The sequence below is a fragment of the Ornithinibacillus proteolyticus genome (assembly GCF_039581225.1).
Lineage (GTDB): Bacteria > Bacillota > Bacilli > Bacillales > Amphibacillaceae > Ornithinibacillus > Ornithinibacillus massiliensis.
Genome location: NZ_JBCPXV010000010.1, coordinates 1 through 22,158, shown reverse-complemented (window position 1 = coordinate 22,158; position 22,158 = coordinate 1). Strand labels below are relative to the sequence as shown.

At 37.1% G+C, this 22,158-nt stretch carries 21 protein-coding genes; 16 read left to right on the top strand and 5 right to left on the bottom strand.

The genetic code is table 11. The features are described from left to right. The first annotated feature begins 51 nt into the window (after positions 1-51). Positions 52-1,002: a sugar-binding transcriptional regulator gene (locus AAIB49_RS06760; RefSeq protein ID WP_339213512.1), complete on the top strand. Its 951-nt coding sequence runs from the start codon at positions 52-54 to the stop codon at positions 1,000-1,002. Between the two features lie 40 nt (positions 1,003-1,042). Here the strand turns inward: AAIB49_RS06760 and AAIB49_RS06755 are convergent, their stop codons facing one another. Continuing rightward, on the bottom strand, positions 1,043-2,083 hold the full coding sequence (locus AAIB49_RS06755; RefSeq protein ID WP_339213514.1) for an alcohol dehydrogenase catalytic domain-containing protein: 1,041 nt from the start codon (positions 2,081-2,083) through the stop codon (positions 1,043-1,045). A 22-nt stretch (positions 2,084-2,105) separates the two neighbouring features. Next, positions 2,106-3,752: a glycerol-3-phosphate dehydrogenase/oxidase gene (locus AAIB49_RS06750; protein WP_339213516.1), complete on the bottom strand. Its 1,647-nt coding sequence runs from the start codon at positions 3,750-3,752 to the stop codon at positions 2,106-2,108. Between the two features lie 207 nt (positions 3,753-3,959). Between AAIB49_RS06750 and AAIB49_RS06745 the strand changes: the two genes are divergently transcribed. From AAIB49_RS06745 to AAIB49_RS06685, 13 genes are all read left to right on the top strand, one after another. Then, positions 3,960-4,907, top strand: coding sequence for a sugar-binding transcriptional regulator (locus AAIB49_RS06745; RefSeq protein ID WP_343457577.1), 948 nt, complete (start codon positions 3,960-3,962; stop codon positions 4,905-4,907). A gap of 91 nt (positions 4,908-4,998) precedes the next feature. Further along, a complete protein-coding gene (locus AAIB49_RS06740) occupies positions 4,999-5,397 on the top strand; it encodes a transcriptional regulator GutM (RefSeq protein WP_186870743.1) in 399 nt (132 codons plus the stop codon). Continuing rightward, on the top strand, positions 5,385-5,909 hold the full coding sequence (gene srlA, locus AAIB49_RS06735; protein WP_186870744.1) for a PTS glucitol/sorbitol transporter subunit IIC: 525 nt from the start codon (positions 5,385-5,387) through the stop codon (positions 5,907-5,909). The genes AAIB49_RS06740 and srlA overlap by 13 nt, the downstream gene beginning before the upstream one ends. A gap of 33 nt (positions 5,910-5,942) precedes the next feature. Further along, on the top strand, positions 5,943-6,986 hold the full coding sequence (gene srlE, locus AAIB49_RS06730) for a PTS glucitol/sorbitol transporter subunit IIB (RefSeq protein ID WP_343457576.1): 1,044 nt from the start codon (positions 5,943-5,945) through the stop codon (positions 6,984-6,986). Positions 6,987-7,079: 93 nt separating this feature from the next. Beyond that, positions 7,080-7,445: a PTS glucitol/sorbitol transporter subunit IIA gene (locus tag AAIB49_RS06725; protein ID WP_339213522.1), complete on the top strand. Its 366-nt coding sequence runs from the start codon at positions 7,080-7,082 to the stop codon at positions 7,443-7,445. Between the two features lie 27 nt (positions 7,446-7,472). After that, entirely contained in the window at positions 7,473-8,762 is a 1,290-nt protein-coding gene (locus AAIB49_RS06720; protein ID WP_343457575.1) for an NAD(P)H-dependent oxidoreductase, read from the top strand. A gap of 136 nt (positions 8,763-8,898) precedes the next feature. Next, complete coding sequence (locus AAIB49_RS06715; protein ID WP_343457574.1) at positions 8,899-9,888, top strand: thiamine pyrophosphate-dependent dehydrogenase E1 component subunit alpha; 990 nt, start codon at positions 8,899-8,901, stop codon at positions 9,886-9,888. Positions 9,889-9,900: 12 nt separating this feature from the next. Beyond that, complete coding sequence (locus AAIB49_RS06710; protein ID WP_343457573.1) at positions 9,901-10,884, top strand: alpha-ketoacid dehydrogenase subunit beta; 984 nt, start codon at positions 9,901-9,903, stop codon at positions 10,882-10,884. A gap of 13 nt (positions 10,885-10,897) precedes the next feature. Beyond that, positions 10,898-12,250, top strand: coding sequence for a dihydrolipoamide acetyltransferase family protein (locus AAIB49_RS06705; RefSeq protein WP_343457572.1), 1,353 nt, complete (start codon positions 10,898-10,900; stop codon positions 12,248-12,250). A 12-nt stretch (positions 12,251-12,262) separates the two neighbouring features. Continuing rightward, complete coding sequence (gene lpdA, locus AAIB49_RS06700) at positions 12,263-13,636, top strand: dihydrolipoyl dehydrogenase (RefSeq protein ID WP_343457571.1); 1,374 nt, start codon at positions 12,263-12,265, stop codon at positions 13,634-13,636. A gap of 239 nt (positions 13,637-13,875) precedes the next feature. Beyond that, on the top strand, positions 13,876-14,919 hold the full coding sequence (locus tag AAIB49_RS06695) for a TRAP transporter substrate-binding protein (RefSeq protein WP_343457570.1): 1,044 nt from the start codon (positions 13,876-13,878) through the stop codon (positions 14,917-14,919). Between the two features lie 18 nt (positions 14,920-14,937). Then, on the top strand, positions 14,938-15,441 hold the full coding sequence (locus AAIB49_RS06690; protein ID WP_339213531.1) for a TRAP transporter small permease: 504 nt from the start codon (positions 14,938-14,940) through the stop codon (positions 15,439-15,441). Then, a complete protein-coding gene (locus AAIB49_RS06685) occupies positions 15,438-16,739 on the top strand; it encodes a TRAP transporter large permease (RefSeq protein ID WP_343457569.1) in 1,302 nt (433 codons plus the stop codon). The genes AAIB49_RS06690 and AAIB49_RS06685 overlap by 4 nt, the downstream gene beginning before the upstream one ends. A 94-nt stretch (positions 16,740-16,833) precedes the next feature. Here the strand turns inward: AAIB49_RS06685 and AAIB49_RS06680 are convergent, their stop codons facing one another. Next, the gene (locus AAIB49_RS06680) at positions 16,834-18,015 is read right to left on the bottom strand and encodes a peptidase (protein WP_343457568.1); all 1,182 of its coding nucleotides are present in this window, start codon (positions 18,013-18,015) and stop codon (positions 16,834-16,836) included. 155 nt (positions 18,016-18,170) lie between these two features. Next, a complete protein-coding gene (locus AAIB49_RS06675; protein ID WP_343457567.1) occupies positions 18,171-19,325 on the bottom strand; it encodes an HD-GYP domain-containing protein in 1,155 nt (384 codons plus the stop codon). 748 nt (positions 19,326-20,073) lie between these two features. Here AAIB49_RS06675 and AAIB49_RS06670 point away from each other — a divergent pair. Next, positions 20,074-20,844 (top strand): HAD family hydrolase, encoded by a 771-nt coding sequence (locus AAIB49_RS06670; protein ID WP_343457566.1) that lies wholly within the window; start codon positions 20,074-20,076, stop codon positions 20,842-20,844. A 20-nt stretch (positions 20,845-20,864) separates the two neighbouring features. On the opposite strand, the gene AAIB49_RS06665 is transcribed toward AAIB49_RS06670, so the two are convergent. Next, a complete protein-coding gene (locus AAIB49_RS06665; protein ID WP_339213539.1) occupies positions 20,865-21,329 on the bottom strand; it encodes a divergent PAP2 family protein in 465 nt (154 codons plus the stop codon). 231 nt (positions 21,330-21,560) lie between these two features. Between AAIB49_RS06665 and AAIB49_RS06660 the strand changes: the two genes are divergently transcribed. Then, on the top strand, positions 21,561-21,998 hold the full coding sequence (locus AAIB49_RS06660) for a hypothetical protein (protein WP_343457565.1): 438 nt from the start codon (positions 21,561-21,563) through the stop codon (positions 21,996-21,998). The last annotated feature ends 160 nt before the right edge of the window (positions 21,999-22,158 follow it).

Sequence of the window (22,158 nt, the reverse complement as noted above, 5' to 3'; positions counted from 1 at the left end):
CTTATCATCTTGGTAAGATAGAAAAATGCGATTCAAGAAAAGAGCGATACTATGTTAAGTTGGGAAGAACGACGGTTATTAGTAAAAGTAGCGATGCTATATTATTTTGAAGGACAAACACAGGCTGAAATAGCAAAGAAATATAATGTATCACGTCCTGTCATATCTAAGCTATTAAATAATGCCAAAAAAGAAGGAATTATAGAGATTTATATTAAGGATGAGACGTTTCAAACAGTAGAACTTGAGCAGAAATTAGCTAAGAAATTTAATTTGAAGGAAGTAATAGTTGTTTCTACGGCAGGATTTGCACCAGAAATGGTGAAGCGGCAATTAGGGAAATCGGCAGCATCTTATCTTGTGAAACGCTCAAATAATATTAAAAGCTTAGGGATTTCTTGGGGATCTACCTTGCTTTCTGTAGTAGAAGAATATCCTTATGAGCGCAAAAAGGATGTTCATATCGTTCCAATTGTAGGTGGAATGGGTAGCGAATTTGTTCATCTTCATTCCAATCAACTAGCTTTTAACCTAGCCCAAAAAATGAACAGCAAATGTTCTTATTTATATGCTCCAGCACTTGTAGAGTCTTTAGATTTGAAAGAAAGATTAATTAGTACAAAAGATATTGCAGATGTTTTGGAGGAAGCAAAAAATGTGGACCTAGCAATCGTTGGAATAGGAAATCCATTCAAAGGCTCCACAATGGAAAAAATCGGCTACTTAAATGAAAGTGATTTAGTTTCGTTACGCAAGGCAGGAGCTGTAGGAGATATCAGCTCTCGCTTCTATGATGCGGTTGGTAATGAGTTGGATCATCCACTAAATCAACAGGTTATCGGGTTAAATCTAGAAGAAATTAAAAATATTCCAGAGGTTATCGGAATAGTAGAAGGCTCCTATAAATTAGAAAGTATTGAGGCAGCTCTTCAAGGTGGTTATTTAGATGTTTTAATAACAGACGACCGAACTGCTCAGGAATTAATAAAATCGGAAATTTGATTGGACAGAAAATCCCTCCTAGTGATAGAAGGGATTTTATCTAATTATAAGGAAGTACAATACATTTTAAGCCATCTTTATTTAGTGCAGTTTTAAATGCTAATTCAGTTTCTCGCAATGAAAATCTATGCGTGATAAAGAAAGAAAAGTCGATGATACCTTCATCAATCCACTTTACTGCCTCAACATGTAATCTCCTAGGTGCACCATGGGTTCCCACAATTTTCAGTTGTTTATAAATGATATGATTAGTATTTAGAGATATTTCATTCAATTGCTTTACTCCGGCAAAAAACAATACTCTACCAGTTTTTTTGGCGATTTCTAGTGCTTCTTTTTGCACTGATGCTGATGGAGCGGTAATAATCACGACATCAGCTCCAAGTCCATTTGTTTCTTCCATCACTTTTTCAAATGTGTTGGTAGAGTTTGGATCTATTACAACATCTGAACCGACCTGTAAAGCTTTGTCTTGTCGAGGCTTAGAACGTTGAATAGTAATTACCTTTGTAGCTCCCATTTTTTTGGCTGCAGCAATATACATACATCCAATAGCACCTGCTCCATATACAACAACGGTATCGCCAGCATTTATTTCTACCTCCTTTAATCCACTTAAAACACAAGAAAATGGTTCGGATAAAGAGGCAAGCTCATAGGAGGTAGAATCTTTGATTTTTTGGATGGAGCCATATTCAACAAAATTTCTTGGTAACACAACATATTCACTAAAGCCACCATCAATCTGATAGCCAACAGACTCTCCTTTTACACATTGATGTCCTTCTTCTTTTTGGCAGAATAAACATTCACCACATGGAATATGAGCACCTAATGTAACACGATCCCCAATTTTAAAGCGTTTTACCATTTTCCCTATTTTAACAACTTCACCAGCAATCTCATGTCCAATAACTCTAGGATAGTTAACTCGGTCATCCCCATTTTTATAGATACGTAGATCGGAGCCACATACTCCAATAGCATGAACTTTTAGTAGAATTTCATTTTCTGTAATATCTGGGATAGCTTTTTCCGTATATTGAAGCGTTTCTTTATCTGTCAGTGCTACAATGTGCACGTATATTCCTCCTTCAAATACTTTATTTAAAAGAAAGGGTCTTACTTATGGCATAATATAGTTGTCTTTTTTCCTCTTGTTTTTTTTCGGGTGTCCAATTTAATAGTTTTGCTAATTCATCACTTACTAAATCTAGTGAACTAGTTATTTTTTGAGGTTCAAATAGTAAGTAACTAGTTCTCCGATCATAAAAGTCAACTAAAGAAGTGACCATTTCATGCTCCACGGTATACTTAAGCTCGCCTAATATTGCCATATCTTCCCTATTTTCAAGCTGTTTATAGCTGCTGATTGATTGTAAAACTAGCTCCGTATTAGAACCATATCTATAGACTAAATTTAGAATATCCTCCTTATCTAGTTGAATATCGTGATAATATCCAGTAAGCTTTTCTGCATAGGATTCTAGCTCCTGTTGATTGTAAAACTGGGAACCGGACAGTTTTATAGTGTCTGTTTTAGAGGGGGTTACATTCTTCTTCTCTTTTTTCTCGATATATTGCATGACTCTTTCTGCCATTTTTCGGTAACCTGTTAACTTGCCTCCTGCGATAGTAATAAGTCCGGTATCGGATTCGAATATCTCATCATGCCGAGAAAGTTCTGCAGGTGATTTTCCCTCTTGACCAATCAGTGGTCTTATACCGGCCCAACTAGATATTACATCGCTAACACTCAAGGTAAGATTCGGGAACATATCTTTTAAACAACCGAGTAAGTAATGTACTTCTGCAAGATTTACATGAATATCATCCATATCCTCCTTATATGTTGATTCAGTGGAACCCACATATGTTCGATTACCAATGGGGATTACCGCTATCATTCGGCCTTTATGCTGGAAGTAGATGGAGGAGTTTACTGGTAAAGACTTTCGATCAAATACAATATGGATACCTTTTGCTAGAACCATATATTTACCAGTAACGGGTCTATCCTTTTTTCGAACGACATCAACCCATGGACCAGCAGCATTTACAATATGTTTTCCATAGATAGTAAAGGTTTTGTTTTCAATATGATCTTTAACTACAATCCCTTTTACTATATTTTCCTCATTCTTGAGAAATTCGGTCATTTCAGCATAATTTAAAACTTGAGCTCCTTTCTCCGCCGCGGTTTTGGCTACCTCCATCGTTAAGCGGCTGTCATCTGTTCGATATTCAACATAAACTCCACTACCTTTAACCGTATTTGGGTTAAAGAGAGGCTCATTTTGAAGCGTTTTCTTTTTCCCGTAAATTCTGTGTCGCTCTTCCTTTTTTACTCCTGCTAGACGATCATATAAAGTTAGACCAGCTTTTAATGTTAATAGATTATAAGATTCATTTTTGATTAAAGGAAAGTTCATTTTGATTGGATAAACTAGGTGAAGAGCATTATTGTATACAATTTCTCTTTCAGAACCAGTTTCTTTGACTACTGGAAAATCAAAGTTTTGTAGATATTTCAAGCCACCATGTATCAGCTTTCCAGAACGACTACTAGTACCTGAAGCAAAGTCTTTTCTCTCAATTAATGCCACGTTTAAACCTCTACTAATAGCATCTAATGCAATCCCACTTCCTGTTATACCACCGCCAATCACGATTACATCAAAAAGCTCTTGTTCCATTTTGGTAATGACTGTCTTTCGATTTTGAGTTGAAAAAGAAATTGAATTATTCATTGCCCATCTCCTTTACAAATAACTGTTCATATGTTCTAATTAAGAACAATTGTAAATTTAGTTTCAGTATATCTGGAAGGGTAATGATAGTCAAGAAAGGGTTTACAATACGGATCTATTAGGATTCATTATATATTAATATTGTGAAACGATTTTAATTAATTATGATATTATGTTATCGGTGCTAAAGAAGACGGGGGGATAAAAATGGATAAATTAGAAAGGGAGTTACTTATTAGAGTTGCAAAGCTATATTATTTCGAAGGTTGGACACAAAGTGAAATTGCTAAAAAGGTCAATAAATCAAGACCTATTATTTCTAAGCTTTTAAAACAAGCAAAAGAAAGTAATATTGTGGAGATTTATATAAAGGATGAGACAATACACACCGTTGGATTAGAAAGATTAATCGAAAAAAAATACGGGCTACAAGAGGTTATTGTGGTTGCAACTGGGGATGATGGACCGGATATGATTATGCGTAACATAGGAAAAGCAGCGGCTGAATATATCGAAAGAAGGCTTGAAAAGATTAATTCAATTGGCGTATCGTGGGGGAAGTCTGTTCACGCTGTGGTAGAAGCAATTGAATATCAAGATAAGGGACATGTACACATTACCCCTCTTATTGGTGGGATGGGGCAGTATAATGTTCATTACCATTCTAATCATCTGACATTTCAAATGGCAAAGAAATTAAACACATCATCCTCTTATTTATATGCTCCAGCAATAGTTGAAAATATGGATTTAAGAAATCGAATTATGTCGTCAAAGGATGTACACGATGTTTTACTCAAAGGAAGGGCAGTAGATCTTGCCATAGTGGGTATAGGTAATCCAGGATATAATGCAACGATGAATGAATTGGGCTATGTTAGTCAAGAAGAACAAAATAGTTTAATTGAATTAGGGGCGGTTGGTGATATAAACTCGATCTTCTATGATGTAAATGGAAACCATGTAGAACATTCGTTAAACTATAGAACAATTGGTATTAATTTACAAGATTTAAAAAGTATACCAGAAGTAATCGCGGTTGTAAGCGGGCAACATAAAGTAGAAGCTCTTCATGTTGCTTTAAAGCATAAATGCTTGTCCACTGTAGTGTTAGACGATATTACGGCAAGAGGATTAACTTTTATTTCGAATTAATTATAAAAATTCATTGACAAGAATTTGAAAGCGCTTTATCATGTTATTTAACATTAGTAATATCCCATTACAGATGTAAAGGAGGGTTGGTATGTGGGGTAATTTCATTATCATTTTTGCACTAATTTGGGGATTACAGTTTTTACTGACTCATCTCCAAGTGAAGCAGTATCGTAAGCATATACGAGAATTTACTAAAAGAAAGTCTGGGTACCTAGGTACAGGATACTATAAGAAAAAATTTGGTACAGGTGCGTTGGTATTGTTAGTTTGTGATGAAGAGCTAGATATAGTTGAAGCAAAAGTGATGAAAGGAATCACTGTATTTGCTAGATTTAAAGATCGTAAAGAACTCATCGGAAAAAACTTATTACAAAGTAAAAATTCTCAAAATTTGAATAATATAGAAAAACATGCGCTGTCCGGTGCAATTGACATGATTCAAAAAGAAATTAACAAAGGAAAGGGGAATGAAGCATGGATTTCTTAATTCATTTAGCAGAAGGCTTTATTGGAATGTTCCAAGAAGGTGGAGAAACTTTCATGGGACTTGTAACTGGAATTATTCCAATGCTAGTAGTACTAATCACAGCAGTTAATGCACTTGTTAGATTTATAGGTGAGGAAAGAGTTAATAAGTTTGCACAGAAATGTACTAAATTCTTTATTCTTCGCTATACTATATTCCCATTTTTGGCTGTGTTTTTCTTAACTAATCCAATGTGTTACACATTTGGGAGGTTTTTACCAGAGAAGCAAAAACCTGCATTCTATGATTCAGCAGTATCTTTTGTACATCCAATCACTGGACTATTCCCACATGCCAATCCTGCTGAATTATTTGTTTGGATGGGAATTGCAGCAGGGATTACGGAACTAGGATTATCGCTTGGGCCATTAGCGTTACGATTCTTATTAGTAGGAATTATAGTTATGTTAATTAGAGGTATTGTTACTGAAATTATTACAGATCGTATGCTAAAAAGCAGAAATGCTGCTTAGGTATGAAGAATATGCAATTGAGGAGGGTGTCGTATGGTTGAGTACAAATCAGTGAAAGTTGTAAAGGGACCATCCGGTTGGGGTGGACCATTAATCATAACCCCTAGTGATCAGCAAAAATACATTATTTCTGTTACTGGTGGTGGAGTTCATAAAGTCGCTCAGGAGATAGCAGATCGTACTGGTGGTATTGCTATTGATGGTTTTGAGAAATCAGTACCTAAAGAAGAAATAGCTGCCGCGGTAATTAACTGTGGTGGTACTGCAAGAAGTGGAGTATATCCACGAATGGGTGTTAAAACGATAAACACATATAGTAATTCACCATCTGGACCTCTACTAAAGTTTATTAATGAAGGAAATTTTGTATCTGGAGTAGATGTTCGGAATATCGAGGATGTAGAGGCAGAGGAGATTGCTGCTTCATCTATAGAAGAAAGTCAACCTAGTAATTTAATGGACAAGAAGATAGCCCAGCAGCTAAAAGAAGAAGCAAAAGCGAAAGTTAGAGAGAACAACAGTGAAAAGGGCAAGAAAAAGAACCCGATTATGAAGTTAATCGAAGTGTTAGGAAATAAGGTTGGAAATGTTGTAAGCGTATTCTTCCAGTCTGGTAGGGACACGATTGAAACGGTTATAAAGAACATACTACCTTTTATGGCATTTGTAAGTGCACTTATGGGAATTATTACATTTACTGGAATTGGAGATTTTATCGCTAATCTAGTTGCTCCGATGGCCACAAGCCTAATTGGTATGTTGATTATATCTTTAGTTGCTGCAATCCCAATTGTTTCCCCATTATTAGCACCAGGTGCTGTAATTGCACAAGTTGTTGGGGTGTTAATCGGAGTAGAAATAGCTAATGGCAATATCCCTCCACAAATGGCATTGCCTGCATTATTTGCAATAAATCCACAAGTAGGAACAGACTTTGTACCAGTTGGTCTGACTTTGGGTGAAGCAGAACCGGAAACGATTGAGGTAGGTGTGCCGGCGGTCTTATTCTCACGTCTTATTACTGGACCAATAGCAGTTATTATCGCTTATTTTGCAAGCTTTGGTTTGTACAGCTAAAAGGAAGTATAACTTGACTAGAAAAAGAAAGCGCTTTACAATTACAAATGTAACATATAGTTACATTTGTAATTTCATTTGAGGGGTGAAAAGATGAGTGTATATTTAGAGTTAAATGTTGTTGAAGTTGGCGAAGAAGCTACTTTAATGTTTGAAGAATCGATGATGATTTTATTTAATGATACGGTACCAGCAGATTTGAAAGGAATTTCTGTCATTCATAATTCACGAAACATAATGGAAGAGATCCAAGCAGGAGATGAGATGGTAATAGATGGTGAGAGCTTCAAAATCTTATTTGTTGGTAATAAAGTAAATGAAACGTTACAAGAATTAGGACATGCAACCTTTAATTTCAATGGGGAAATGCAGGCGGATCTTCCTGGAACTGTTTGTTTAGAAAAGAAGGAAATTCCAGATATTCGTACAAAGTCAAAAATTACCTTTCAAAGGGGTTAATAAATACAACAAAGGGGAGTGGAGTAGATGTTAAATATTAATAGAAAACTAGCAAAACTAGAAAATGAAGGTTCGTATATTAAAGTTGGTTTAGTTGGTGCAGGGCAAATGGGACGTGGGATGATCTCCCAAATTGAAAGTATGAAAGGTATGCGAGTAGTTGTAACAGCAGATTTATTTATCGACAATATTACGAATGCCTATAAACACGCTGGAATAGAAGCAAATGAAATAGTAGTTACCGAGGATGCAAAAGATGCATCAAAAGCGGTACAAGAGAATAAAGTTGTCGCTACTACTAATACGCAATTAGTTACTACATTGCCAGAAGTAGATGTAGTTGTTGATGCTACTGGTGTTCCAAATATAGGTGCTGAGATAGCTTGGGATACGATTTTAAATCGTAAGCATATTGTTATGCTTAATGCAGAAGCAGATGTCACTGTTGGACCATTACTTAAGAAAATGGCTGATGCAAGTGGAATAGTATACACGGGGTCCGCTGGAGATGAACCTGGTGCGATAATGGAATTATATGACTTTGCAGATGCTATGGGATTTGAAATAGTTGCTTTAGGGAAAGGAAAAAATAATCCATTAAATTTAGAGGCTAATCCAGAAACAGCGAAAGAAGAGGCAAAACTAAAGGGAGCATCACCGAAAATGCTAGCATCTTTCCAAGATGGTACAAAAACGATGGTAGAAATGAACGCTGTAGCAAATGCGACTGGCTTTTTACCAGATCAGCCAGGAATGCATGGATTTGAAGCTACTGTAAATGAACTTCCTGGTATCTTCTTGGAAAAAGACAAAGGTGGCAAATTGAACGGTAGAAAAGTAGTTGAATTTATAAACGGAATTGCTCCTGGGGTGTTTGTTATTATCGCTTCTGACAAAGAAGAAGTTAATGCGGAAATGAAATATTTAAAAATGGGAGATGGACCGAATTATGTTCTATATCGTCCATACCATTTAACAAGTCTTGAAACACCATTATCGATTGCAAAAGCTTATTTCGATAATGAAGCAACCATAGCACCATATAAAGGGATACAAGGAGAAACTGTCACAGTAGCTAAAAGGGATCTAGAAGCTGGGGAATATTTAGATAGCATTGGTGGATATACCGTATATGGTAAGCTGTTGAAGGCAACAGAAGCAAAATCTCTTAACGCACTTCCTATTGGTCTAGTAGACTCAAATGTTATGCTTAAACGCTCTATTAAAAAAGGTGATATTATCACTTACGATGATGTTGAACAGACAAAAGAATCAACAATCTGGAAATTACGTTCATTGCAAGATAGAGAGTTTTAACTGGATTAACACTCCTTATGGATGTATGAACTATAGTAAACACAACATATGTTTTGCTTGATAAAGGTGAAACATATTTTATTACATTAAATTTTACAAAAGTAACAAGCGAAAACAAATGTAAAGGAGAGGTAAAATGAACAATAGCAATGTGTTAAACATTCCAGAAGTTATAACTAAAGAAAAACTACTAGACCTATACAAACAAATGTGGTTAATCCGTTTATTTGATGAAAAAGTAGATGAATTTTTTGCAAAGGGTATGATTCATGGTACGACACATTTAGCCGTAGGTCAGGAAGCCAGTGCTGCTGGTGTGTGTGCGTTACTATCTGTAGAAGATAAAATCACCAGTACTCACCGTGGACACGGACACTGTATTGCTAAGGGTGCGACCCCTGATCGAATGATGGCAGAGCTGTTTGGCCGGACTACTGGTTACTGTAAAGGTAAGGGTGGATCCATGCATATTGCTGACGTAGATATGGGGAATCTGGGGGCAAATGGGATTGTTGCTGGTGGTATACCGTTGGCTGTTGGTTCGGCATTAACAGCTAAAATGAAAAAGCTAGACTATGTAACAGTTTGCTTCTTTGGAGATGGAGCCACAAATGAAGGGAGCTTCCATGAAGCAGTCAATTTAGCTGCTATCTGGGATTTGCCAGTCATCTTTGTCTGTGAAAATAATCAATACGGTATGTCAGGTTCCGTAAAAGAGATGATACGATTAGAAAATATTGCTGACCGAGCACACGCCTATGGAATCCCAGGCGTTGTTGCCGATGGTAACGATATTATCGAAATGATGAATGTAACAGATGAAGCGATACAACGTGCGAAACGAGGAGAAGGTCCAACATTAATTGAAGCAAAGACATATCGTTGGAAAGGTCATTCAAAGAGTGATGCGAAGAAATATCGTACCCGTGAAGAAGAACAAGAATGGCGTAAAAAGGATCCAATAAAACGTTATAAGGAAGTATTAATCGAAGCAGGTTTACTAACGGAAGAAAAGGCAGAAGCTATTCGTCTGGAAGCGAAAAAAGAAATTGAAGATGCGGTTACTTTTGCAGAACAAAGTCCTGCACCGACACTGGATGATTTATTAACGGATGTTTATGCATAGGAGGGGATACCAATGAGAGAAATTACTTACTTAGAAGCAGTACGTGAAGCGATGAGTCAGGAAATGCGAAAAAACGGAGATGTCTATATTTTAGGGGAAGACATTGGCGTATATGGTGGAGCATTTGGTGTAACTCGAGGCATGATTGAAGAGTTTGGGCCAGAACGTGTACGTAATACACCGATTAGTGAAGCGGGAATTGCTGGTACGGCTGTTGGTTCAGCTTTAACTGGCATGCGTCCAATACTAGAATTACAATTCTCAGACTTCATTACGATAGCTCTAGACCAGCTTGTCAATCAAGCGGCGAAGATTCGCTATATGTATGGTGGAAAGGGTAAAGTTCCGATGGTAGTCCGAACTCCAAGTGGTTCTGGTACCGGAGCAGCCGCACAGCATTCGCAAAGTTTAGAAGCATGGGTCGCTCACATACCAGGTCTAAAAGTTGTACAGCCATCAACTGCTTACGATGCTAAAGGACTTTTAAAAGCCGCAATGGATGATGAGAATCCTGTTATTTTCTATGAGCACAAATTATTATATAAAACTAGTTCAGAGGTTCCAGAAGAGCAATATTCTATTCCTTTAGGCAAAGCGGATATAAAGCGGGAAGGGACAGATGTAACAATTGTTGCTACTGCGATTATGGTGCATAAAGCAATGGAAGCAGCAAAAGAGCTTGAAAAAGAAGGAATTAGTGTGGAAGTAGTTGATCCACGCACCCTTGTACCGTTAGATAAGGATACCATTGTGGAATCAGTGAAGAAGACTGGTCGTGTTGTTGTCGTTCATGAGGCAGTCAAACGAGGCGGATTCGGTGGAGAGATTGCTAGTGTTATAGCAGAAAGTGAAGCATTTGATTTTCTTGATGCTCCAATCAAACGTTTAGGTGGTGCAGAATCACCAATTCCATATAACCCCGAGTTAGAAAAGGCCCATGTACCACAAGTACCGGATATTATCCAAGCAGTTAAAGAAACCGTAAACCGCGTATAAGGGAGGGAACAACATGGCAAAAGAAATATTCATGCCCAAGCTAAGTAGTACGATGGCTGTAGGTACACTGCTTCAATGGTTTAAAGAAGAAGGTGAGGCCGTTGAGGTTGGTGAACCATTATTTGAGATTATGACAGATAAGATAAATATTGAAGTAGAGTCCTATGAAGAAGGGATTTTACTAAAAAAATATTTTCAAGAGGATGATGAGATTCCCGTTAATACGGTTATTGGATATATTGGTAGCTCAGATGAATCGGTCCCAGCTGAGTCTCCAGGAGTGAGTGGTGAAGAATCTAAGGAAGAAGTAACTAGTACTAATGAAAACTCTAATGAACCAATCGCAACCTCTACAACGGAGGAAACGGTAGAAACGAATCCTCCTTCTTCTAATGGAAAAGTACGTGCGACCCCAGTCGCAAGAAAGCTAGCACGAGAAAACGATATAATACTAAGCTCGGTAGCTGGAACAGGTCCTAAAGGAAGAATCCAGAAGCAAGACGTGTTACAAGCACTGGAGAATACTCGCATACTAGTAACGCCATTAGCAAGGAAAATTGCTGAAGAAAACGGTATTGATTTAAAAGAGATTACGGGTACTGGTGTTCATGGCAAGATTGAAAAAGCAGATGTTATCGAAGCTATCGAGAAAGCGAAAAAACAATCGGCATCTGCAACAGGTGAACGCGTGAAACTAAAAGGGTTACGCAAGGCAATAGCGGAAAAAATGCTCGAAAGTGTTCGTACAATCCCACATGTAACTTTGACTAGTGAAGTTGATATGACAAAAGCAATAGAGGTTAGAAAAGCGTTATTACCTGTGATTGAAGGGCAAACAGGCTACCGCTTGTCTTATACAGAAATTATTATGAAGACAGTGGCTCATGTACTTGGCAATCACCCTAAAGTTAATGCCTCTCTTATAGATAATGAAATTATTTACAATAAGGACATTAATATTGGTCTAGCAGTAGCGGTTGAGAATGGATTGGTTGTTCCTTCCTTGAAGCAAGTTAATACAAGAGGATTAGCTGAACTAACAGAAATGAGTAAAATATTAGGAAAGAAAGCCCGAGAAAGCAAGCTTACACCAGATGAAATGCAAGGAAGTACATTTACAATTAGTAATTTGGGTATGTATGCAATTGACGGTTTTACACCGATTATCAATCCACCAGAAACGGCAATACTTGGTGTTGGCAGAATCATTGAAAAGCCAGTCGTGGTGGAAGGTCAAGTGGAAGTTAGACCAATGATGGTACTTAGCTTATCCTTTGATCACCGCGTAATAGACGGAGCGCCAGCAGCGGAGTTTCTAACCGATTTGAAAGCAAGCTTAGAAAATCCATTTAGTCTGTTGGTTTAGGGGGGAATACCGATGAAAACATTTGATGTAGCGATTATAGGAGGCGGACCTGGAGGTTATGTAGCTGCGATTCGAGCTGCAAAATCCGGGTTATCTGTAGCTCTTGTAGAAGGAAGCGAACTTGGTGGAACCTGTTTAAATCGTGGATGTATCCCTTCCAAAACATTACTAAAGCATGCAGAGGTGCTCAATCAAATTAAACATGCTAACCAATTTGGAATACAGGTACGGGACGTCTCTTTTTCTTTTCCTGATATGATAAAACGTAAGAATCAGGTTATAAAGCAATTACAGAATGGAATTAAAGGATTATTACGTCAAAATAAGATCACGCTATTGAACGGATATGGAACCGTCCATGCGGATAAAAAGGTTACAGTTGAAATAGCTGACAGGAAAGAAGAAATACAGGCAGCGCATGTCATACTTGCGACTGGATCAAAGCCGTATATTCCTGAGATTCCAGGGATTTCAGATATAGATTACCATACTAGTGATACGATATTTGATTTACATGAGGTTCCGAAACGACTTGTTATAATGGGTGGCGGTGTCATTGGGGTAGAGATAGCTTGTGTGTTTAATAGCTTAGGCTCAGCGGTGGATATTATTGAAATGGCAGACCGGGTCATCCCTGTAGAAGATCCCGATGCATCGCACTTCTTAACTAAGCAATTAGTTGAGAAAGGAATCAATATTCATACTACAACAAAGGTCACAGGCTTTAAAAAGGAAGCAAACACAATCGTAGAACTGGAGAAAGATGGCGAAAAGGCCTCCATCGAAACGGATGCTATATTAATTTCTGTTGGGCGTATTCCGAATACGACTGGAATAGAAGAGGCAGGTGTCGCCTTTGACGGACGATTTGTAAAAGTGGATGAGTATATGCGTACATCAGTGGATGGTATTTATGCGATTGGGGATGTAATTGGAGGGTTCCAATTAGCACATGCGGCTAGTGAAGAAGGAATTCATGCTGTAAATCATATTCTTGGAAAAGAGAAGAAGTTAGATTTAGCCATGCCACGTTGTGTATATACATTTCCCGAGATTGCTAGTGTGGGGATGACTGAAGAGCAAGCAAAAGCAAAAGGTTTTACTGTACGTACGAAAAAGGTAGATTTAGCAGGAAACGGAAAGGCAATTGCTTCGTTAGAAAATAGTGGGTTTATGAAGATTATCGTGGATGAAAAATACGGAGAAATTCTTGGCGTTGTCATGGTAGGAGCACATGTGACCGAAATGATTAGTCAAGCAACCTCCTTTATTCATCTAGAAGGAACAGTGGAAGAACTAGACTCCATGATTTTCCCACATCCAACCATATCAGAAGCATTATTTGAAAGTGCTGCCGCATGGTTAGGTAAAGGAATCCATTACTAAATGTGCCTTTAACCTATAGTAATTGAAATAGTAGTTTTTTTAGGAGTCACCAGATTAATGTGATTAATCTGGTATGACTCCTTTTTTATGGGAAATTGTTTATATATTATTTAAAATATTCCAAATAATAATTGATATCATATCTTAAATAATATATGATTATACATAGACGAGAGATTTTTTCATGTTCACATCAATGTAAGCGTTTTCCTTTTAAAATTAAATAAGGAGTGGTCACATTGAAGATAGCTTTTCAAAACAGGAGCAACATTTTATTCATGCTCGTGGTTGGGTTTGGAATCGTAATATTAGCAGCATGTGGTAGTGGAGCTAGCTCAGATAGTCATGCACATGAACTAGATTTCTCACATTTTTTTCCCCCAACACATTTTATGGAGGAAGAAATTCAAAGCTTTGCAGCTGAATTAGAGGAAAAGACGGATGGAAGAATTAAGATTACTTCCTATCCAGGGGCGGCTTTAGCGGCACCAGATGAACATTTTGATGCAGCTGCTACAGGTTCGGTAGATTTTGCCTTAAGTGTACATGGATATACGCCAGGGGAATTCCCATTAACATCGGTAATGGAACTACCGTTTATGGCAAAAACAGCAATGTCCGGATCAGAAAATTTATGGAAGTTGATGAATGAATTTGATGAATTTGATACGGAGTATGCGGGGACTGTCCCTTTATGGTTATATACAACAGATCCAGGACAGTTGTTTACAGTGGATAAGCCAGTTAAGCGTATAGAGGACTTAAAAGGAATGAAAATTCGCTCCCCCTCTCCAGAAACGAGTGAGTGGTTAGAAGCGCTTGGTGCGACACCAGTTTCGATGCCAATGAACGAAAACTTTGAAGCATTAGAACGTGGTGTAGTTGACGGGACGATAGCACCTTGGGAAGCGGTGAAGACTTGGGGATTAGATGAGGTTATTAACTATGCAACAGTAGGAAACTTCTACTCTACGACAATGTTTGTTGTCATGAATGAGGACGTGTTTAATCGTTTGAATCAGGAGGATCAAGACATACTTTTAGAGCTTGCTGGAGAAAGAATGGCGAAGAAAACAGGAGAAGTATTCGACCAGTTCGGAAGAGATGCTGTCGAGCAAGCAAAAGAAAAAGGAGTAGAAATCTATGAGTTGTCTAGTACAGAATTAGCTGAATGGAATGAGTTTATTAATCCAACAATCGAAAATTGGATTAATCAAGTCGAAGGTAAAGGATTACCGGGGCAAGCGGTGTATGACCGGGCAGTTGAATTAAGTGGGCAGTAAGCTGGGAGTGAATAATCCATGCCAAAGTTACTAGAGAAATCGGAGAGCCTTGTGATAAAAATTGTGGGGATTCAAGGACACATTGCTAATGGCGTGCTGTTATTTATGATGGCCATTATAAGCTTCGATGTAATTGGGCGCAACTTTTTTAATAATCCTTTAAAAGGGACGTATGAAATGACTGAATTAAGCTCAGCGATGCTTGTTTTTTTGGCTCTTGCTATCACCCATCAAAAAGGGAATCATATTACCATTGATTTTCTAGTAGATCGTTTTTCGAAAAAAGTTCAGAATCTACTACTTGGTGTAGTAGAAATGGTGATTGCCCTAGTAGTGTTGCTCATGGCAATGCATATTTTTGAAAATGGGTTACGCATGATGGAAAGAAATTCTGCAACCACCGATTTAGGACTCCCGGTTTATCCTTTTCTTTTTATCATTGCTTTTACGTTGACTATGTTTATGCTACTAGCATTCTTTAAAGCTATCGCATATTTTCGAATGGCGGTGATGAAAGGATGAGTCCTGAATGGATTGGGATTATTGGTATTGTAACCTTGCTCTTATTATTTGTGCTTCGAGTTCCTGTGGCGGTTTCACTTATTATGGTTGGAACGGTTGGCCTAGCACTCATACGAGGCTGGGATGCAGCTCTAGTACAACTCGGGACGACGCCATTTTCCACAGCTAGTTCGTATTCACTGAGCGTTATTCCACTTTTTATCTTAATGGGGATGTTTCTTTCATATAGTGGATTTGGTAGAGATTTATATACAGCAGTAGATGCATGGATTGGCCATATTAAAGGTGGTCTAGCCATGACTACCATCGGAACGAGTGCATTCTTCTCCGCAATCTCTGGATCGGTAAATGCAACAACAGCAACGATGGCAAGAATTTCATTACCCGAAATGAAAAAATACAAATATGATGATGCACTATCGACATCCTGTGTAGCCGCTGGGGGAACGCTCGGTATCTTGATTCCTCCTAGTGTCATACTTGTCTTATATGGGATATTGACAATGGAGCCGATTGGTAAGTTACTGATTGCGGGTCTTGTACCAGGTATTTTGCAAATGATTTTGTTTATGTTACTGATTTATATTATGGTATGGAGAAAGCCAAGTCTTGCACCAGTTACAGAGAAAAAGCCATTTGCTATAAAAATAAAATCGTTAACCTTTATTTGGCCCTTTATCTTGTTGTTTGCATTAAGTATTGGTGGAATATATTATGGGTATTTTACACCAACAGAAGCGGGCGGGGTAGGAGCTTTTGGAGCATTTCTGTTAACGATTATGGCAAGAAGGTTAAGCTTTGTACATTTTAAAAAGTCACTTAGTGAGACAACGCGCTTAACAGCAGCGATTTTCTTCATCATTATTGGTGCAGATATTTTTAGTAAATTCCTGGCACTTAGTACCATTCCGGTTAAAATTACACAATTTGTTTCCGGGCTAGCGTTACCTGCGATGGCAATCTTGGGACTGATTTTATTGGTTTACTTAGTATTAGGTTTATTTCTAGAAGGCATTGCGATTTTTGTATTAACCTTGCCGGTGGTGTACCCACTGATTACGATGCTTGGCTTTGATGGGGTCTGGTTCGGTGTGGTCATGATCCTAGTGATGAATATTGGACTATTAACACCACCGATGGGATTAAGTATATATATTATTAGTAGTGTAGCAAAGGATATTCCAGCCCAGCGAATTTTTAAAGGAGTTATTCCGATGCTTGGAATGATGGTGCTATGCTTAATCTTAATTGTGATCTTTCCTGATATAGTCCTGTTTTTACCAGAGTTGATGAAGTAAACCAGTAAATGCTCTGAAGAGAAGTGCGTTTCTTCAGAGCATTTTTAGGTTGTAATAAAGGAAAAGGATAGAATGTAAGTTATCTTGTTATTTTTCACGCTGCACGATCCCTTATAGACCTAAATTTCGCATAAATTAATAGTCCAATCATTAAAATACTCAATCCTAATAATACGATAGCATCCCAGAAGTAGGGGCTACTAGGTGTCCATAGGTATTTCCATATATGAGCGAATATAGCAATCATTTGTGGTAGGAAATAGAGTGCGAATAAGCATGTAATCAGTACCATTCCAATAACATAGAACACACTATACAGTCTTACTGCAGATAACTCATCCTTGTAGATAGTTGTAGTAGTATCTTGCTTGATAAAAGGGAGCCATTTACTTAAATAATTCTTCCCACTCTCCATTAGATTATAGCTTCCAGTAATATTTTCAATAATAAAGTAAATATCAGTTTTCATAAAGAAACTAAATTGATAGATGGTCTTTACAAAGATATCAAAAATGATAATCCCGAGTAATCCGAATAGAAGTGGATTCGAATCGCCAATTAATAATGTAAGTGAAAAAGCTATAAAAAGTATCACCTGTTCAAATGACATCCCGGCAAAATATAACGGATTTCGCTGCCTTGGAGCAAGTTTCCAAGCAGGTGTTAAATCAGTTTCGAACACAATTAAAAACAGCCTATTGCCAATATCGAGCTTGGTTGGCAAATTATAGGAACGGATAGCTAGAATATGGCCGAATTCATGAATTAGAATAAGTATTAGTGAAATCCCCGTATATGTCAGCATATTCGCTATCATGGAATCAAAAATAAAAATATCTTGATAATGTGGTAAAAGTTCTGGATGTAATAGGATCAATCCTATATTTATGAACAACAAAAAAAGATAGATTTTGTTGGAAATCTTATTGAAAAAAAAGCTGGCGAAATTAGCTGAAATCCAATTAAAGGCATTTGGTGACTTGTTCTTTTGGGAAGTGGTAACTATCTTACCATCGATTTCTTTTACTAAACCAAATTCAACTAATTGTTCAACAAAAGGAATAATCTCTACGTCCTCATTGGGGTAATTAGTCTTCAATGTTTGTTCGATTTCGGCTAACCCTTTTCCATTTTTGATTAATTCAATTGCATCGATGCAAACCTTAGGCATTTCATAGAATTCACCAGTATGATTGTCTTCCACAATATAATGTTTTTTATCTTGGCGAATCTCTAAATCGACTAAGCTAAGTGTTGATTCAAGTGTTAGATTCATGTTTACACCGCCATTTTTCATAATAATAGGATGCTAGTAATCTAGCATCCTTATGCTTTTTAGTATGGGCGTCCAAAGATACACCACCAGCAAGTAACTTTAACTTTTTTTAGTTTGCGAATTTTCAAGATTCAACACCTCCTTTCAATTTATACCTAACTATTATTGTGTTTTGAGTGAATTTTTTTCCAATCAGGAAATATACTTTGAAAGATTTCTACTAATTTAGGATCAAATTGTGTTCCTTTTCCTTCAATAATACGTTCATATGCATCTTCCAAAGATAAAGCAGGCCTGTATGATCTCGACGAAGTCATAGCATCAAAAGCATCAGCAAGTGCAGTAATTCTTGCTAATAAAGACGATTCTTCACCTTTCAAGCCATCAGGATAGCCTTTTCCGTCCCAGCGCTCATGATGATGTAATATAACATCTATATTAGCTGATATCCCTTCAACATCTTCAACAGCTTCTGCTCCTACACGTGGGTGTGTTTTGATTATGTCATATTCCTCGTTTGATAACTTTCCAGGTTTAGTTAAAATAGCATCAGGTATATGAATTTTCCCTATATCATGTAATAAGCAAGCATAATAAAAATACCTTAACTCATCTTTATCAAATTTTTCTGTTGCAGTAGCTAATGACATTGCATATTCAGCGACACGTTCACTATGGCCCCGGGTATAAGGGTCTTTAAGTTCAAGGGTGGCAATAATTCCTTTTACAATTCCCTCTATTTGTCGATCATAAGAACTCATCACCGTTTCTACGTAACTAATGATACGAAGTAATATAATGAAACTAATCGTATAGAGAACGATGACTACTAATAAAGGTAGCATTACTTCTGAGAAGTCGAGAAATAAGCCAACCACAATATATCTTATAGTGGTGCTTAAGAAGACTACATAGAAGTATATTTTATTAACGAATATAGGTGCGAATAAAATAATTACTACTTCTACTAAATTTCCACTACTATATGGAAAGTCGGTAGTTGAATAAAACCAGATGTCACCTATCATAGTGATTGTAGTGTAGCTGATAACATAAAGGTATTTGATTAACCATAACTTCTTTTTTTTGAACAGATAAAGGGACACAGGTACAAGAATCCCCACCACTATATATAGAAAAAAGTCTATAAATTTTGGCGAAATACCTTCCTCAGATCCCCATGGAAGTATAGGAAATAAGTAATAATAAATAACATCATAGATTAAAAACGTCCCATAAAATAACCCTAAAAACCACTTAGTGGCTTGTTTTTCTTCATATAATAAAGATTTGTGAAGTGTTTTTTCCATGATGAATCCTCTCTAAAAAATAATAATGGAAATTAGTTATACTAGGATTGACTTGTTGAAAACAGTTAACCGCATACATTTTATTCTCTAAAATGAGTCACTTATCAAATGTTTGTTTATCTATTGATTTATTATACTAGGTTGTTAACTAGTAGATAATTCCCTTAGCGTATGTTCATCAAACCTATGACTCTTGTATGTAATGAATTATATCATTTTCAATGGTAAAAATAGTAAGAGGCTCAATCTTTCACATGATGCTGATGGCTAAGTAAGTACTTATTTTCCTTATATTTACCAGCTTAATAGTTATGCTGGTGGATATATAGGATATTATTTTTCAAACAGTCCAAGCAATCCCGATACTAGGGACATTAAATAAAATATGTACGTTTATTCTGCTTAAAATACGATCTATCAAAGACAGGATTACTAGTGATTTGTTTGCACGATTTTCATAGGTGTAAACTACTATTTTTTCACTAATGTATTTAGTATAAAGCAACTTTTATAAACTGTAAATTATAAATAAACGCACATTAATAGTTCTTTATACCTAAATTTAGCGTAATCTTCTTTTGTTAGTGGAGATTTGATTGACGATAGACTGTCATAATCTTCAAGATTATAATAAAATTATACAGTGTAAGCACGGTTTTTGATTAGGGGTTATTAATCCTCAAATCAATCCATTGGTTTTGTAAAGAGTTATACGATTACTTTATTTGATGATAGGAGCCGTGAAATAATGAAGAAAAAATGGATTACCTTTGATTTGGATGGAACCTTGATGCAAAACCCTTTTGAAAAGTGGGTATTTCCAGAGATTGAACAGCTATATAATGATAGCATTGGAAATGTTCAAGCGAATGGGATTAGGAGTGAACTGATTAAAGAGCATCGTAGGCGAATAAAGGCAGGTTTAATTGTTGATGCTTATGATTGGGATGATATTGTAAGGCATGTATTCTCAACAAATGGTGTATCTCTACCTGTAGATGTAGCGGAACTGGTAATCAAACACACAATTCCTCCTAAGGTATATCTATTGGAAGAAAATAGCCTTCAAAATTTACAAATTCTTCGAGAAAAGGGCTTCCATTTAGCGGTAGTCACCAATGGATTTGAAAAATACCAGAAGCCTGTCATGGACGCATTGGGTTTAACAAGCCTTTTCGATGTTATTCTTACTCCTGACAAAGCAAGGTATGGCAAGCCACAGATTAATATGGTTAAGGAATTACATGATACAACTAATGAAATTGTAGCTCATGTAGGTGATAGACTAGATCATGACGTAACGATGGCAAATGAATTAAATGTGTTATCGATCTTGTTCCATCAAGAAATGCCAGAAACCATTCGCAGTGTACAACCTAAGAAGCGACAAGATACATGTATGGAATGGCTTGAAATGAAATGGAAGCAGGAAACTGGAGATGAACCTCTTCCTTTGTCCGCTATCCCTAAAATGATTATTTGCACCATGAAGGAGATTTGTAGGGAGTCCCTCAGTTGAGAGTATGAGGGACTCCACTCTTATTCTTCTTTTTCTAACAGGTGACTGACTGCTCCAATTAATACACCAAGTGCTGCTCCCCCTAATACTTCAATAGGCATGTGACCAAGCATTTCTTTTAATTCCTTTTCTCGCTTGCGGTACTTAAATCCTGGATGGTGCTCTGCTAGTTTCTCCAGCTCTTCGTACATATCATTCACCGCTATAGCGGTTTGCCCTGCTTGCCAACGGATTCCCATTGCGTCATACATAACGATTAAGCTGAATATACTACTAATTCCAAAATCCATCGATGAGATTCCTCGTTTAAAGCCGACGTAACTTGTTAGAGAAGTAACCGCAGCGGAATGGGAACTTGGCATATCACCAGAGCCAAACATCTTCTTCCAATCCCATACACCGGTTTCCTTATAATGAAGTGGTACTTTTAAGAACTGTGCTGCGCCTATTCCAATTAATGCAGTAGTCATGGCACGATTTAGCATAAATTCACCTCAGCTTATTCATGTGCAAAGAAAATAGGATTTATGTATGAATGGCTCGTTATTTTAGGGAGGGTTAAATAGTGCGATTGCAAGTGTATAGGGTTGCTTGAACCCATTATAATTAGCCAAACAAACGATAAATATTTGAAATATAACTGTAATCGAATTCCTAGGTGAGTTGTTGTATGATAAGTGATAGATTGGAATATATTTCAACTTAGGGTGATGGCTATGGTACGAAAGAACAGACAGGATTATCAACTAGATGGGTTTAGTCAAGAAATAAGTCAGGCTGTTCAGCAATTAGGGGATTTAAGAGAGCTTGAACTAGAAAATTATATCAGCAAGCTAATAAGGCGTAGTGACTCGAAAAAATTTGCCTGTGAAATTATTCGTTGCCTGGAAACGATGAATGATCAAGGAACGAAGATAACAGACAAAGATAAGAAGAAAAATACGGCTAAAATAGAAGAGCTGAAAGAAAATATGCAGAAAAAAAGTCTAACACCAATGGAAAAAAGATTCATCTATGAAGAAATTGCTGATTTAATACGAGAGATGGAATCAATTCGTCGCTATTGGCTACAGAAATCGCTCACTAGTTTTAAATATGTTGGTGCGGCAGGGGCAGTTTTAGGTGCAGCACTTTTATTTAGAAAAAGAAAATAATACAGGTTTTCACCTCATCTATTGATGGGGTGTTTTTGTGCGCTTGGCAGCGCTCCGAACTTAAGGGTGAAAGTCCCAAACACGCCGTAGTGGCGGAAGTGTATAGCTGACAGGCAGTGCATGCTCGTGAGGGAATGTGCGGAGGGCTTGAAGGCAAACT